This window comes from Dehalococcoidia bacterium, from assembly GCA_041649635.1.
Taxonomy (GTDB): Bacteria; Chloroflexota; Dehalococcoidia; order E44-bin15; family E44-bin15; genus JAYEHL01.
The window spans coordinates 277,729-291,154 of the sequence record JBAZMV010000002.1; the positions used below are offsets into that span (position 1 = coordinate 277,729).

Annotated in this window: 15 protein-coding genes and 1 tRNA gene; 11 read left to right on the forward strand and 5 right to left on the reverse strand. The window is 51.6% G+C overall.

Annotated features, from left to right (window positions below; genetic code table 11):
* Nucleotides 1-233: 233 nt before the first annotated feature.
* Entirely contained in the window at nucleotides 234-941 is a 708-nt protein-coding gene (locus WC562_05260; GenBank protein MFA5055565.1) for a hypothetical protein, read from the reverse strand.
* Between the two features lie 201 nt (nucleotides 942-1,142).
* Between WC562_05260 and WC562_05265 the strand changes: the two genes are divergently transcribed.
* The 5 genes from WC562_05265 (at nucleotide 1,143) to gatB (ending at nucleotide 7,525) form a co-directional block, all read left to right on the forward strand.
* The gene (locus tag WC562_05265) at nucleotides 1,143-1,568 is read left to right on the forward strand and encodes a hypothetical protein (GenBank protein ID MFA5055566.1); all 426 of its coding nucleotides are present in this window, start codon (nucleotides 1,143-1,145) and stop codon (nucleotides 1,566-1,568) included.
* 10 nt (nucleotides 1,569-1,578) lie between these two features.
* Complete coding sequence (gene ald, locus WC562_05270; GenBank protein ID MFA5055567.1) at nucleotides 1,579-2,685, forward strand: alanine dehydrogenase; 1,107 nt, start codon at nucleotides 1,579-1,581, stop codon at nucleotides 2,683-2,685.
* Between the two features lie 66 nt (nucleotides 2,686-2,751).
* The gene (gene aspS, locus WC562_05275; GenBank protein ID MFA5055568.1) at nucleotides 2,752-4,872 is read left to right on the forward strand and encodes an aspartate--tRNA ligase; all 2,121 of its coding nucleotides are present in this window, start codon (nucleotides 2,752-2,754) and stop codon (nucleotides 4,870-4,872) included.
* Between the two features lie 14 nt (nucleotides 4,873-4,886).
* The gene (locus WC562_05280) at nucleotides 4,887-6,086 is read left to right on the forward strand and encodes an amidase family protein (GenBank protein MFA5055569.1); all 1,200 of its coding nucleotides are present in this window, start codon (nucleotides 4,887-4,889) and stop codon (nucleotides 6,084-6,086) included.
* A 2-nt stretch (nucleotides 6,087-6,088) separates the two neighbouring features.
* Entirely contained in the window at nucleotides 6,089-7,525 is a 1,437-nt protein-coding gene (gatB, locus tag WC562_05285; GenBank protein ID MFA5055570.1) for an Asp-tRNA(Asn)/Glu-tRNA(Gln) amidotransferase subunit GatB, read from the forward strand.
* Between the two features lie 137 nt (nucleotides 7,526-7,662).
* Here the strand turns inward: gatB and WC562_05290 are convergent, their stop codons facing one another.
* The 4 genes from WC562_05290 to WC562_05305 form a co-directional block, all read right to left on the reverse strand.
* Entirely contained in the window at nucleotides 7,663-8,376 is a 714-nt protein-coding gene (locus tag WC562_05290; GenBank protein ID MFA5055571.1) for a DUF169 domain-containing protein, read from the reverse strand.
* A gap of 143 nt (nucleotides 8,377-8,519) precedes the next feature.
* Nucleotides 8,520-8,596, reverse strand: a tRNA-Arg gene (locus tag WC562_05295).
* Nucleotides 8,597-8,673: 77 nt separating this feature from the next.
* Nucleotides 8,674-9,843 carry a site-specific integrase gene (locus tag WC562_05300; protein ID MFA5055572.1) on the reverse strand — a complete coding sequence of 390 codons (1,170 nt, stop codon included), beginning with the start codon at nucleotides 9,841-9,843 and terminating at the stop codon, nucleotides 8,674-8,676.
* A 58-nt stretch (nucleotides 9,844-9,901) separates the two neighbouring features.
* On the reverse strand, nucleotides 9,902-10,306 hold the full coding sequence (locus tag WC562_05305; GenBank protein ID MFA5055573.1) for a hypothetical protein: 405 nt from the start codon (nucleotides 10,304-10,306) through the stop codon (nucleotides 9,902-9,904).
* A gap of 153 nt (nucleotides 10,307-10,459) precedes the next feature.
* On the opposite strand from WC562_05305, the gene WC562_05310 reads away from it, so the two are divergent.
* From WC562_05310 to WC562_05335, 6 genes are all read left to right on the forward strand, one after another.
* The gene (locus tag WC562_05310) at nucleotides 10,460-10,663 is read left to right on the forward strand and encodes a helix-turn-helix domain-containing protein (GenBank protein MFA5055574.1); all 204 of its coding nucleotides are present in this window, start codon (nucleotides 10,460-10,462) and stop codon (nucleotides 10,661-10,663) included.
* Nucleotides 10,650-10,862, forward strand: a complete 213-nt coding sequence (locus WC562_05315) for a hypothetical protein (GenBank protein ID MFA5055575.1) — start codon at nucleotides 10,650-10,652, stop codon at nucleotides 10,860-10,862. Before WC562_05310 ends, WC562_05315 begins: the two co-directional genes overlap by 14 nt.
* An 18-nt stretch (nucleotides 10,863-10,880) precedes the next feature.
* A complete protein-coding gene (locus tag WC562_05320; GenBank protein MFA5055576.1) occupies nucleotides 10,881-11,411 on the forward strand; it encodes a hypothetical protein in 531 nt (176 codons plus the stop codon).
* 41 nt (nucleotides 11,412-11,452) lie between these two features.
* Nucleotides 11,453-12,163, forward strand: a complete 711-nt coding sequence (locus tag WC562_05325) for a tyrosine-type recombinase/integrase (GenBank protein ID MFA5055577.1) — start codon at nucleotides 11,453-11,455, stop codon at nucleotides 12,161-12,163.
* Nucleotides 12,111-12,656, forward strand: a complete 546-nt coding sequence (locus tag WC562_05330; GenBank protein MFA5055578.1) for a hypothetical protein — start codon at nucleotides 12,111-12,113, stop codon at nucleotides 12,654-12,656. The genes WC562_05325 and WC562_05330 overlap by 53 nt, the downstream gene beginning before the upstream one ends.
* A 319-nt stretch (nucleotides 12,657-12,975) precedes the next feature.
* A partial coding sequence (locus tag WC562_05335) for a hypothetical protein (protein MFA5055579.1) occupies nucleotides 12,976-13,426 on the forward strand: 451 nt, incomplete at its 3' end.

Consider the following 13,426-nt stretch of genomic DNA (forward strand, 5'->3'; position numbering starts at 1 on the left):
CAGCGTGGTGAATCCTTCCATATAACCTTGATCATGGAAGGACTCGCAATGACAGACTTAAACAGAGGTTCAGGAGACAGCGTCTCCTGACGGGGTTATAGGGGTGTCCCCTATATTAATAAAAATGTCCCCCAACGTATGGGGGACTAACAGGGGGTTCGGACATCCATCGGCCAGCGACAATAAAAAAAGCCCGCAGCGATTCTGCCGCGGGCTTCATAGTTATACCCGATTCATTGCTCACATTCGAAACCGATAGCGAACGTCCAGTCCAGGAGACCGGATGAATACGACATCAAACACGGCAAATCATCGATCTCGGAAGCGTCCTGCATAATCATTTCAGCATCGCTGTGCAGTGCAATCACGTCATCCTCGTTGACAGCGTAGAACACCATCTCGCTCGATAGATCCAGGTCATCAACGATCAACTGGCTCAGCTCATCGAGATAAATCGATGCCCCCAGCGCACCTACAATCTCACCACCATCACTAACCGGCACGGTCACAACCGTCGATTCCTTGCCCGTCGACTTGCTTACAATCAAGTCTCCGATGACGACTTCGCCGCCCATAACCACAGGGAAGTAATCGCGATCGTTTAAATTGCCGGCGGCCAGCCCGGCATCGACCGTGTAATACGAACCATCAGGCAGTGCAAACCAGGCGACCAGAGAGATGCTGCCGTCTTCAAATTCGGCCAGAAGCGTCTCCATCGTATCCCAATCCGCCGACTTCACCTCGTCGGTCAGCGCCATGACCTGCATGGACGTGACGATACCTTCGATATGCGCTTCCGTCAACGCACGGGCCGCGGGCACGCTCATAGTAGGATCGATAACTATTTCTTGTTTGGAATCGGAGCCGAAGCCTCCAACAATTGCAATAATAACGACGACTATGAGCAGAACAATCCCTGCATAAAGCGCTCCCAGTCTCATGGCATCCTCCTTATCCTCGATTAATAATCGAACGTTAAGCGTGTTATTGATAGTAATACTCTGTTTATCTTCTGTCAACGCCGATAGCGTCGATGGGGTAATATTTGTATTAATGGTTTTCCATGCTATACTATTTTCCGAACCACCCCGGCATCAGCCGGGCTCCTGTAAGTCGAACCCGTCTCGATTAAGGAGGGAACTATGCAGTTACTTCGCAGGTATATTCTTTATCTTATCCGCTGGCAGTGTTCCACACCGATACTGGCGCCGATAATCGCCGTTTTTAAACATTCGCCGATATGGGGCACGAAAGAAGACTGGATCGGCGCTATAGTAGCCAACCTCGTCGGAGGGCTCATCTTCTTCTGGGTGGATCGATGGATATTCAAGAAGACCGATATACTGCGCGGCGAGGTCTGGGAGATACAGCAGGACATAGTCTGCGCCGACTGCGGGACCATAGTCGACCGCGGCTACCGTCTGGCCAAGGCATCGAACTACGACCATACGAATGACAAGAGGCCCGAGTTCAGGTGCAAGAAATGCTCTCTAAGTAAGTACGAGCGCGATTGGGGCAAACCCGCCGACAGCGCTAATCTGCCGATAGACGATACCACAACAAAGTAAAGGGAGAAACATGATCATTGGTGTTCCATGTGAGATAAAGCCTGACGAGTACAGGGTGGCAATGCTGCCCGCAGGAGTCCAACTACTCACCGGAGACGGACATACGGTGCTTGTCGAAACAGGCGCGGGGCTGGGCAGCGGCTTCGATGACAAAGAGTACGCGCATGCCGGAGCGAAACTGGTAAAATCGTCCGCCGAGGTATTTTCGCGCTCCGATATGATAGTTAAGGTCAAGGAGCCGCAGCCCGGCGAGATAAAGAAGCTGCGCCGGGGACAAATCGTCTTCTGTTATTTCCACTTCGCCGCCTCGCGCGAGCTCACCGAGGCGTGTCTCAAATCGAAAATCATCGCGGTCGCCTACGAGACCCTGCGCGACGATAAAGGACGTTTGCCGTTGCTTACGCCGATGAGCGAGGTGGCCGGCAAGATGGCGGTTCAAGAAGGCGCCAAGTATCTGGAGAAGTCAATGAACGGGCGCGGCATACTGCTCGGCGGCGTTTGCGGTGTGGAGCCGGCCAATGTTCTCATCCTGGGGGGAGGGATGGTCGGCACGGCCGCAGCGCGCACCGCCGCGGGGCTGGGGGCCAACGTTATCATCATGGATACGGATATCGACCGTCTCAGGTACCTGGATGAGACCATGCCGCATAACGTCACTACCATCTGCTTCGACCCCCAAGCTGTAGAGCGCTATGCCGTCTGGGCCGATCTGGTAATCGGAGCGATTCTGATCCCCGGCGCGAAAGCGCCCAGGCTCATCAAGCGGCAGCTGTTGAAGAAGATGAAGAATGGAACCGTTATAGTGGATGTGAGCATAGACCAGGGAGGCTGCTTTGAAACGAGCCGCGCTACGACGCACCACGATCCGACCTACATCATAGACGGCGTGGTACACTACTGCGTAGGCAATATGCCCGGAGCTGTGAGCAGGACCAGCAGCCACGCGCTGTGCAATTCCACGCTGCCGTATTGCCGCGAGATCGCCGGTTTGGGCATTGTTCGATTCGCCCACCTGAGTCCGGGACGCGCCGCCGCGATAAATATGCGGAACGGTAAAATCGTAAATGCTGCTGTGGCCGCGGTTTTCCCCGACCTGCCTCATCTGAAAATATTATAATGAATTAGAGACTTCTTAACGGTGAAGCGCAATTCTTTAATAGCTTGAACAGAAAGGGAGATTCTCATGCTTTTTTCCGAACGCATCTTTTGCGGGCAGTTGACCGGGAACGATATCGGACGCAAGGTTCTTCTTGCCGGCTGGGTGGATGCATATAGGGATCACGGCGGATTACTGTTCATACACCTGCGCGACCGCAGCGGGATTATGCAGATTGTTTTCAGCCCGGAAGTCGCGCCGGCCGATGTGTGCCGGGAGGCGGCCTTACTGCGTTCCGAATACTGCATCGCGATCAGGGGCGAGGTAAAAAGGCGGCTTTCTGGTACAGAAAACACAAACATCGAAACGGGAAATATCGAAGTCATGGTCGATGAGCTGACCGTGCTTTCCGAATCGGACTCGCTGCCTTTCGCCATCTCCGACAAAGCTATGGTTGCCGGCTCGACATCCGCAGGCGCAGACAACGTGGCTGAAGACCTGCGGCTTCAGTATCGATATTTGGACATCCGCCGTCCTTCGATGCGGAACAATCTGATCGCGCGGCATCGCATCTTTCAATGCGTACGGGAATTTCTGGATTCGCGGGGATTCGTGGAGATCGAAACGCCCGTATTGACGGCCAGCACACCCGAGGGCGCGCGCGATTACCTGGTGCCCAGCCGCGTCCATCAGCAGAGCTTTTACGCCCTGCCCCAGTCGCCGCAGCTCTTCAAACAGCTGCTCATGATCGGCGGCATGGAACGCTACTTTCAACTGGCGCGCTGCTTCCGCGACGAAGACCTGCGCCCCAACCGTCAGCCGGAATTCACCCAGCTCGATATCGAAGCGTCTTTCATCGACGAGGAGTTTCTCTACGAACTGGTTGAGGAACTCACGGTTAAGATGTTTGACGTTGGCGGAATCGCGCTCCCCCGGCCTTTCCCCCGCATAACTTATAAAGAAGCGATGGACACCACAGGTTCCGATAAGCCGGATCTGCGTTTCGGCCTGCGCTTTGTAGATGTGACCGATGTATTTTCTCAAACCAATTACGCGATATTCCGACAGGTTCTGCAGCGCGGCGGCTGCATCAAGGGCATAAATATCAAAGGACAGTCGGACAAGCTCAGCAAGAATGTGCTGCAGAATGAATACGCCAAAGAGATCGTGCCGTCGTTGGGCGCCAAGGGCATGACCTGGATGCGCGCCGCAGGCGGGAAACTGGAATCCAATATCGTCCAGTATTTCAGCGGCGAAGAGATGGAAGAACTGCGCGGAAGATTCGATGTAGTCGACGGGGATGTACTTATAATGATCGCCGATCCATCGTATGCCGTTGTAACGTCGGCGCTGGGCCAGCTGCGCCTGCACCTGGCGAATCGACTCGGCCTGATCCCGGCCGATAGCTTTTCTCCGGTCTGGGTCACCGAGTTTCCTCTGTTCGAGCCTACCGACGAGGGAGGCGTAACCTCGATCCATCATCCGTTCACCGCGCCGGACCGCGTCGATTTCGATCCGAAGAATGTTGAGGAACTGCTGACGCTGCATTCACGGGCATACGATCTGGTGATGAACGGGGAGGAACTGGGCGGCGGAAGCATCCGCATCAACAACCGCAACGTGCAGCGAAAGATATTTGACGCGCTGGGGCTGACCGAGGAAGAAACAAAGGAGAGGTTCGGCTTTTTCCTGCGGGCTTTCGATTTCGGCGCACCGCCGCACGGCGGCCTGGCGCTGGGCATGGACCGGACGGTGTCGATGATTCTGCAAACGCCGTCTATCCGCGAGGTTATCGCCTTCCCGAAAAACCGCAGCGCCGCCTGCCCCTTGACCGGGGCGCCCTCCGTTGTGAAGCGCGAGCAACTGGCCGAACTGGGTCTGTTGAATCTGGGCGGACAGGATGTCCTGCCCGGGACAGCCGAAAAAGAAAACTTGATCGACCGTATTTCCTGGGTATCGCGCATCGGCATTGCATCCGGGGAGCGCGCCTTGATGGAGGAGACCCTGGCGCAGGCTGAAGAGCTGGCCTTGCTCGCCGCTCAAAACGCGGGTAAAGAAGAGCCGGCCTATAACGTTGTGCCCATCGCCAACCGCACGCGTCCGGGGACTGAAGCAAAACGCTCGGAGCTATCCCAAACAGGACAATTATTCAAGAACGCGCCGTCGGTTAAGGGCAGCTATTTTAAAGTCGCCAGCATCCTGGAATAAGGGGAGACATCTTCATGGATTCAGTTTTTTTCTATCGCAATCCGGAAGCCGCCGACACAAAGGGCGGATGTTTGCAGGGATTGAAGATTGCGATCCAACCTAATATCTCAGCGGCGGGCTGGCCCGCGGATGCCGGTTCAAAAGCGCTGTCCGATTTCACGGCATTGGAAGACGCGACAATCGTGCGGCGGCTGCGTCAAGCCGGAGCCGCTGTTTGCGGCTCAACGCGCATGAGTGAATTCGGCTTCGGCATGCAGGGCAGCAAAGCAGGCGCAGCACTTCAAGGTCAGGCGGCCGATGCCGAACTGGTTCTGGACCTGATGGGAGAGAGCCGTCTGGCTGCATCGCGTGCCGCCGTCTGCGGTTTCAAACCCAGCTACGGATTGGTATCGCGCTTCGGCCTTATCGGTCTGATTCCGTCGATGGAATGCTGCGGGCTGCTTTCAGGAAGCCTGGAAAACATTCGAGAGATACTGAAGACCATCGCCGGCCGGGACGAATTCGATTATTCACTACCCGATGAACAGGCTCCGGATTTTTCCCCGCAGAGTATCGATCCGCGGAAGACGACCATCGGTTTCATTGTGGAGGCGCAAAGCGCCTTACCTGCCGGGCAGCAAGAGCTGTTTCGCGCATCGATCGGTGAATTAGAAAAAGCGGGCTTTCCTCTGCGAGAGTTGTCCATGCCGGACTTCCCTCTATTTTCTCTCGTCCATAAGATCGTAGGCTCCGTGGAGGCTTCATCCTGCGCCGGACGTTATGATTCGGTGCGTTACGGCCAACGCGCGCCGGGGGCCAGGAACTGGAACGACATGTACCTGCTCTCGCGCGGCGCTGCATTCGGCCCGCTATTAAAAAGCTATCTGTTTCAGGGCGCTTTTTTCCAGTTCGAGCGCTATAGCGCGTATGAAGATGCCTGCCGCATCCGGGCGCGTCTGCTTGCGGACATGCAGCGACTGACTTCGGAATCGGACTTTCTGGTTCTCCCGATGGTCGACATCGCCGGATCCGGCGATAGCGCTTTGCTGGCCGATACGTATGCTCAGTTCGCCACAACGGCTTTTGCCAATGTGACCGGCCAGCCCGCACTGTATCTGCCGACGCCGGAAGGGGCTGCACACTCGGGATTTCAACTGGCGGGGCCCAGGCTCAGCGACGCGCATCTGCTCGCGCTGGGCGAACATCTCATGAACATACGCCGGGGAGGCAATTAGTTATGGAATTCGAAGCGGTAATCGGATTGGAAATACACGTTGAACTCAATTGCGCGACCAAGATGTTTTGCGATTGTCCCAACCGTCCCGGCGACGAACCCAACGTCAATACCTGCCCGACATGCCTGTGGTTTCCGAGCGCCATGCCCCGGTTCAGCCGGGAGGCTCTGGAAAAAGCATCACTTTTATGTCTGGGACTGGGCGCCGAACTTCAGCCCAGGAGCGCATTTGACCAGAAGGTTTACTATTACCCGGATTTGCCCAAAGGCTTCCAATTATCTCAGGCTCATCTGCCTCTTTCTCGCGGCGGCGGAATCGACATCACGGATGAAAGCGGCAAGCCCAAAAGATTACGTATTCATCATATCCACATGGAGGAAGACGTCGCCAAATTGATGCATGAAATGGAAGGACGACTGCCGATAAGTCTGGTTGATTTCAACCGGGCCGGCGCGCCGCTTGTAGAGATCGTCACGGAGCCGGATTTCCGCACGCCCTATGAGGCGATGGAGTTCCTCAAGGCACTGCGCACACAGGTGCGTTACGTTGGATCCTCCGAGTGCAGCATGGAGAACGGCACGATGCGCGTCGATGCCAATATCTCCATACGTCCGCGGGGAAGCACGGAGATGAACACCAAGGTGGAAGTTAAAAACATGAATTCCGTCCGCCACGTAGGCGACGCCATAGCGTACGAGATAGGCCGCCAAACAGCGGACGTACAGGCGGGCGAAGACGTGATTCTGCATACCCGTCTCTGGGACCCGGACAAAAAAGTCACTCTCCCGATGCGCGCCAAGTTTGAAGGCCCGTGTGTTCCCGACCCCTCGGTTCCGGTCATCGAGCTGTCGCCAGACTGGATCGAGAAGATGCGTTTACGCCTTCCTGAAATGCCCGCAGCAAGGACCGAGCGTTTCATAAAACAGCACGGACTTACCGGTGAAGAGGCAAGATTCCTAAGTTCCGATCCGGAGGTCGCGGTTTATTTTGAGGCCGTGATCGGGCAGGGGATTGCGCCGCGCACGGCCATGCACTGGCTCACCACGCAACTGCTGCCGGCCGTGAAGGAACGTCAGCAGGAACTCAGCAGTTCAACTGTGACCCCAAGCCGATTTGCCGCGCTGCTCAATATGCTTGCGAAGGACGAGATCAACGCCAACGCGGCGCGTGAGGTGCTTGCCCTTTTGTTTGATACTGATGAAGCACCGGAATCCATCGTGAGCGCTCGTGGATTCAAGCAGGTTTCTGATACGTCAGCCCTCGATTCGCTGATCGATAAGGTGCTGGGAGAACAGGCGGCGGCCGTAAACGATGTCAGGAACGGCCAGGGTAAAGCCATGGGTTTTCTGGTCGGACAGGTTATGCAAGCTTCTGGCGGCAAAGCCAATCCAAAGATAATACGCGAGTTGCTCGCAAAAAAACTTGGGGCCACCTCATAGACAGGGAACGCTTCGCTGGCGGCACTTATACGGTCCGACGGAGATTCTTATATAAATCTCAGGTACAAGTTCGTCGATATGATTCTGCACAGAAAATACGCCAATAAATCTGCTTTCCAGCAACCCCCATAACAAAGCTATTTTTTCATGGACTTTATCTTCTTAGTGATCTCCTCGAACTGTGGAGAGGGCTTAGCTGTTCCAGCCGTGCTCTTATCTATGGCATCAGCGATACCCTGTATTCTTTCCGCCGGGACTGAAGCGACTATTATGTTTTCATCCCATTCCGCCATCCTTCTTGCGCTTATGTCCCCGGCAGTAATATTGAAATTGCCTGATACAAGCGGATAGGTTATAGAGCCCCAGCAAAGCGACCCCCTCATTTCAAAAGAGGGTGTCTTGCCATCCCAGAATTGATACAGCGTAACAAGTCTTGACACCTGCTCCGCATTCACGAGAAAAATGATTAAATCAGGCGCGAATATATCCTTAGCAATAGGATATAGATATACCTTGCCGCCAATTCCTGAAGGCGGCTTAGCCAATTTTTCGGATTCAAACATCGATCTCATCGCCGTCTTAACATCACACCACAGCTTTTCACCTTCAACGAGCATCTTAAGCGGTATCTTTCCTGTTTCATTGAGTCCAAGATAACGCTTTCCCCCGGGACAAACGCAGGTCTCATTGGAGAGCATTACCACTTCGCCGCCGGCCGCTTCCAATATACCATTACATACCGTATGAGGCCCCTCGGCCAATTTAACTTCAGGTGATTCGTCTGTGTATTTCACTCCGACAGCTTCTCTTTCTATACCCAATGCCATCCTGATTTTCTTGACAGCCTCCACTTTTCACCCCTTTCAGAGACGAAGAAATCTCAATATTTTGTCTCGCTACCCGTAGTATCATAGGATTGCCTCAATATAACATACATCTCAGATAGCATAAAGACAACACCGATTAGCGGTCTTTCTGCACTATGCATTTACGATGGTACGCCCGGTGGGATTCGAACCCACGACCCTCGGTTCCGAAGACCGATGCTCTAATCCGCTGAGCTACGGGCGCAAGTGCTAAATTAAAGCTAAAATAAGTTGATAGACACCTATTTGTAATTAGACATAACTATTTTTGCTAATAATTTGCTAATGAACATTCTCAACACTCTTATCTTTAGCGTCGTTATTATACTTGGTGATAAATGCTTCGTCAAAACGCACAGCAGCGGCCTCTTGAAGTCCAGGAGTAACATGACTATAAATGTCAAAAGTAACGGCTATATTAGCATGCCCGAGCCGCTCCTGAACTATCTTGGGATGTACGCCTTGCTTCAACATCATTGAAGCGTGAGTATGCCTTGCATCGTGAAACCTTATAGGTTTCAAACCGGAATGACGAACCAGCCTGATCCAGGAATGTGTTACTGTATTTGGGAGGAAGGGCTTCCCATCTGGATGGCTGAAGACTAAATCATCATCTTCTAATCGTATCCCCATCATAAACCGTTCCAGCTTTTGTTTCTCATAGTGCTCTCTGAGGACTAACGTAGCCGATGGCGGCAAAGATATCGTGCGTCTTGACTTAGCTGTCTTCGTAGGTCTAAAGATAACAGTCCCGTCCCTTAAACAATGCAAACTTCGACTCACATAGATTTGACTAAGAATCAAGTCTACATCTCTCCAGCGCAGGGCAAGCAACTCAGAACGTCTCATACCGGTGAAAAGGGCTGTATAGAACAGCGCATGATATGGAGTGTTCTTAACGACATCAAGAAACCGAATAATATCATCTTCCTTCCAAGTCTGCATATCAGTTTTTTCAATCCTGGGAGATTTAACAGCATCGGCAACATTCCTTGATAATACCCCCCACTCTACAGCTGTCTGTAAGGCTTTGTGTAAAGCTGTGTGATGATGCCTAACTGTTTGGCCGCTAAGTCCTCCAGACAGTTTTTGGGAGTAATACTTCTGGATATGTTCAGGTTTCAACTGAGATAGAGCCATATTGCCAATTGAAGGAATAATATGATGGTTCATTATATGCTCATATCCTTCAGCTGTTCGCGGAGCAACATTGGTCCATGCGTAGTCTTTTATCCAACGTGTAAGGTATTCTGCCACAGTGGTCTTATTAGGTTTTATCAATGTGCCGGTATCGAGTTGATGTAACAGGTCAGCCAGCTTCTTTTCCGCATCCTTTTTTGTGCCTTTTACACTAATCCATTGCTGTTTAGGCTTTCCAGTAGTAAGATCGACGCCCGTACTGAGTACTATTGCCCAGCTATTCTTTCCTCTCTTCCTAATGTGTCCTCTCATTTCTACTCCTATGCCAGTTATCGAAGTTGTCTTTAATCACCTGATTTGAGCGTCATAACTAATTCTCACGTGATTCTCGACGGCGTCTTCTATACTCCTCAAGAAACTGATCAAATTTCTCTCTTCCTAGTTGACGCTCAATAACGGAGAAAAACCATAACCAGGTCTCACACTCCATATTGTGCCCGTCGTCGCGGGTTTGCCATAGTATTGGTATAAGTCCGGATGCAACAGTTTGTAAAACCATATCCTCGTTTTGCGTTAACGCCTTTTTGCTCTGGTCTATCACTAGTTGGCTCAGTTTCTCGCGGTTAAGATTCTTACGCCACTTATCTAAAATCCTAAGACTAGGAGGTTCAACATTGAAAGTTTCTTGTATATCATGCTGAATCTGCTTCCATTTCTTACCGGCCGCTCGTTCATCCAGAGCAAATAATTTAACTTCAACACTATATCTCTGCATCTTTGCCTCCAATTAGTTCTGATATTGCATATTACACCTTGACTTAGTAAAATTACTGCTGTATGCTAATCTCGAATGATAAGGCTTAACTAAGAGTATGCACATATAGTAACATAAATGTGCAGATTCTGTCAAGGGGGATAGGGTGATGTCATGAAAAGTGAAAAGATGACACTGAATGTTGAAGAAGCGGCCAAGCTACTTGGCATCAGCCGAAATTTGGCCTACCAACTTGCTCGTGAAGGCAAATTGCCGACTATACGTTTTGGTCGCCGGATGCTAGTTCCCTGTCGTGCCTTGGAACGTATGTTGGACGTGGATCTATATAGAGAGGAGAAGTCTAATGTCGAGAATTAAAAAGAAAGAAGTAGTATCGTGCCATTCTAAAATTGTAGTAAAAAAAGAACTGCGCATAAACATTAGTTCTCACGAGGAGGGACTGCGTGCACTGGCCCGAATCATCGCTCGTACCTATATGCGCGATATGCGAGAGAAAACCGCGAAGAAGGATGCAAAACAGTCACAAACTGAAGGACGAGAAAAGGATCCGGAATAATAATAAAGGAGGAAAGACATGTCAAGGAAAAAAGCAGTAACCCCAAGTAGAAAGAAATATGATGAAGAGCATCCCATCGTAAGTTTCAGATTACCCTGGCGACTCAAAAAAAAGTTACAACAGCACTTAGCTGCATCGGGACAGCCTCCGACCAAATTCATAAGAAGCATTCTGGATGAAGAAATCGCAGTAGTAAATGAGAGGCTTAACGCCAGAATCGATAAGAAATATGGGAGGTATAGAAAAGAAATAGATTACTATGACCATATGATAAAACAGTCGCTTGACATCATATATGATGATGATATGCGAGCGTTTTGTCCTCGGTGTGATGAGAAAAACCCCGATGACTATACAGTTTTGTTACCCGCTACATTTTTACAGAAAAAAGATGGAAGCCCAACAAAATGTCAGACGTGGAAGTGTCCTTGCTGTGGATGGTACTACGATATGAAGAATGAATTGAGTTCATCAAAGGTCGAATGGTTGGATGAGAAACAGGTATCGGAAGAGCTGCTGAGGAAAAAGGAATATCAATCAAGTAAGTAAAAGATGGGACTATTCATGCGGACATAGGGATACGGTTAATCGTGAAATCGTATTTAAAAATAGAAGATATAGAGCGATTGGAAAAGGCGGCGAAGTTTATGCGGGATCGTCTTCTTATCCGTTTGCTATTCCACCTCGGCTGCCGCGTCTCGGAGGTCACCGTATTGACTCCGGACGACATAGACTTCGAACATGGCACGGTCAGGATTCAGCACCTCAAGTCACGCATCAGAATATCTTGCCCTCAATGTAACGACCGTCTTAGCAAAGCCCATACATTCTGCCCGAAGTGCGGTATCAAGGTGGAGGAGGCGGTGGCAAAAGAACAGGAACACCGCCGCATGCGTACATTGCCTCTAGATAACGATACCTTAGCTTTGCTCAAAGATTTCATCGACCGCGGTGGTCCGGTAACTAAAAACGGCAAACTCATGATCTTCGGCATCAACCGTCACCGCGCCTGGCAGATCGTTAGTGACTGTGCTCACAGGGCCGGACTCGGCGACTTAATAAACCCGGCCACCGGTCGAAAATGTGGCGTGAGCCCGCATCGACTTCGTGACGCTTTTGCCGTCAACGCCATGAAGCACGACGACTCTGGTGAGGGCATGAGGATGCTGCAGGAGCACCTGGGCCACGCCAGTTTCAACACAACCGCCAGGTACAGAAAGGTCGCCGGCGACGAGCACCGCCAATGGTATGGCAAGCTCTGGGAGAAAGGTCAAGAAGATGGCCGAGCCGCTGCGTCCTAAGAAAGGCGGTTTCCTGCGTCCCTTCGGTTGCGGCTGGTTTATCCGGGAGTACCTTATAGGACACGGGCCATTCGACACATCCAAAATCGATCCAACAGTCGGCGCGCCCCAGGCAGATATCTTCTATCACTATAAAAACGCGCTCATGCGCGTGAGAGCATCAGATGAAGCCACTAAACATGAAGAGAAACAGGCGCGGCGCGAGAAACGCGCTATAGATCCCGAGAACATCGAGAAGTTGACCAAGCAGTACCTCGATCGCATGGCGTACAAGACTATCGCCTGCAACTATCATTCATTTGTCGTCTACTTCTCCAACCTACAGCGGCTTGGCTGGGTGGAGCTCACCGGCAAAGAGGAGCCGTCTGCTTTTCAGGATCACTATAAGGAAGGCCAGCCCCGGAAATATTTCCGTCTTACGCCCGCTGGCAGGGACGCATCCGATGACTTCTGGGCCAACCCGCACGCCGCTCTGTACAGCGCGGCGGTTTAGCCTCCACCCTGAGATAAACATCACCCTCGGTCCATTCAAGCCCTTTCCCGCGTAAATTTACGTACTGAACACTTCCCCCCTTGTTTTGTTCAATGTGCAAACGTGCGTTTTTTGCATGCATAACGTAAATATAGGTTCATTCTTTTAATGAACGAACGGACATTTCGTGCAATGCTGTAATTGTAAAAAAACGCACCTTAACAAACGAATGATGGAGCTTTGACCAGGGCGCTTGCCCTCAAACGGGCGAGGCATAATAAATCCCCAGCCAGGAGTTAGCTAGCTGGGGAAGCCTAGCCTCGCCCCGAAAGGAGCGAGTATGGAACTAGACTGGGAGAAGTATAGCGAGGTTGCCGATAGATTTCAATACAAGGCTAGATATGAGGACAGGGACGACTTAAGGCATAGCATCATAGTAAGACTCGCCGAGGTAGCCGGCAGGAACGGCGATAAGCCCTTGACCGAGGGCGCAATGGTAAGGGTTGCCAGCTACGTTGTAATGGAATACTGGCACGCCGAGAAGCGCAACGGCAGGGTAATAAGCCTTAATAATGAAGTGCGGGACTGGGAAGGGGACAATATAGAGCTACTTGATACCATCGCCGATGATAGGGCTCTAAACCTCGAATCGTGGGTTGACTCAAAGTCATGGCTAGTAGGTTGTCCCAGGCGGCTGATAGAGATAGCCAGCAAGAGAGTGAACGGGGAAACGCTAGCAAACGCCGATCGGAAGTATCTCTGTAAACTGCGCAAGCGTGAAATCAAACCTT

Bases quoted from the DNA above. Each gene is read 5' to 3' on its own strand.
- gatB (MFA5055570.1), top strand. From the start codon at position 6,089: ATGGAATTCGAAGCGGTAATCGGATTGGAAATACACGTTGAACTCAAT.
- WC562_05310 (MFA5055574.1), top strand. From the start codon at position 10,460: ATGAAAAGTGAAAAGATGACACTGAATGTTGAAGAAGCGGCCAAGCTA.
- WC562_05265 (MFA5055566.1), top strand. From the start codon at position 1,143: ATGCAGTTACTTCGCAGGTATATTCTTTATCTTATCCGCTGGCAGTGT.
- WC562_05315 (MFA5055575.1), top strand. From the start codon at position 10,650: ATGTCGAGAATTAAAAAGAAAGAAGTAGTATCGTGCCATTCTAAAATT.
- ald (MFA5055567.1), top strand. From the start codon at position 1,579: ATGATCATTGGTGTTCCATGTGAGATAAAGCCTGACGAGTACAGGGTG.
- WC562_05320 (MFA5055576.1), top strand. From the start codon at position 10,881: ATGTCAAGGAAAAAAGCAGTAACCCCAAGTAGAAAGAAATATGATGAA.
- aspS (MFA5055568.1), top strand. From the start codon at position 2,752: ATGCTTTTTTCCGAACGCATCTTTTGCGGGCAGTTGACCGGGAACGAT.
- WC562_05260 (MFA5055565.1), bottom strand. From the start codon at position 941: ATGAGACTGGGAGCGCTTTATGCAGGGATTGTTCTGCTCATAGTCGTC.
- WC562_05330 (MFA5055578.1), top strand. From the start codon at position 12,111: ATGGCAAGCTCTGGGAGAAAGGTCAAGAAGATGGCCGAGCCGCTGCGT.
- WC562_05300 (MFA5055572.1), bottom strand. From the start codon at position 9,843: ATGAGAGGACACATTAGGAAGAGAGGAAAGAATAGCTGGGCAATAGTA.
- WC562_05280 (MFA5055569.1), top strand. From the start codon at position 4,887: ATGGATTCAGTTTTTTTCTATCGCAATCCGGAAGCCGCCGACACAAAG.
- WC562_05305 (MFA5055573.1), bottom strand. From the start codon at position 10,306: ATGCAGAGATATAGTGTTGAAGTTAAATTATTTGCTCTGGATGAACGA.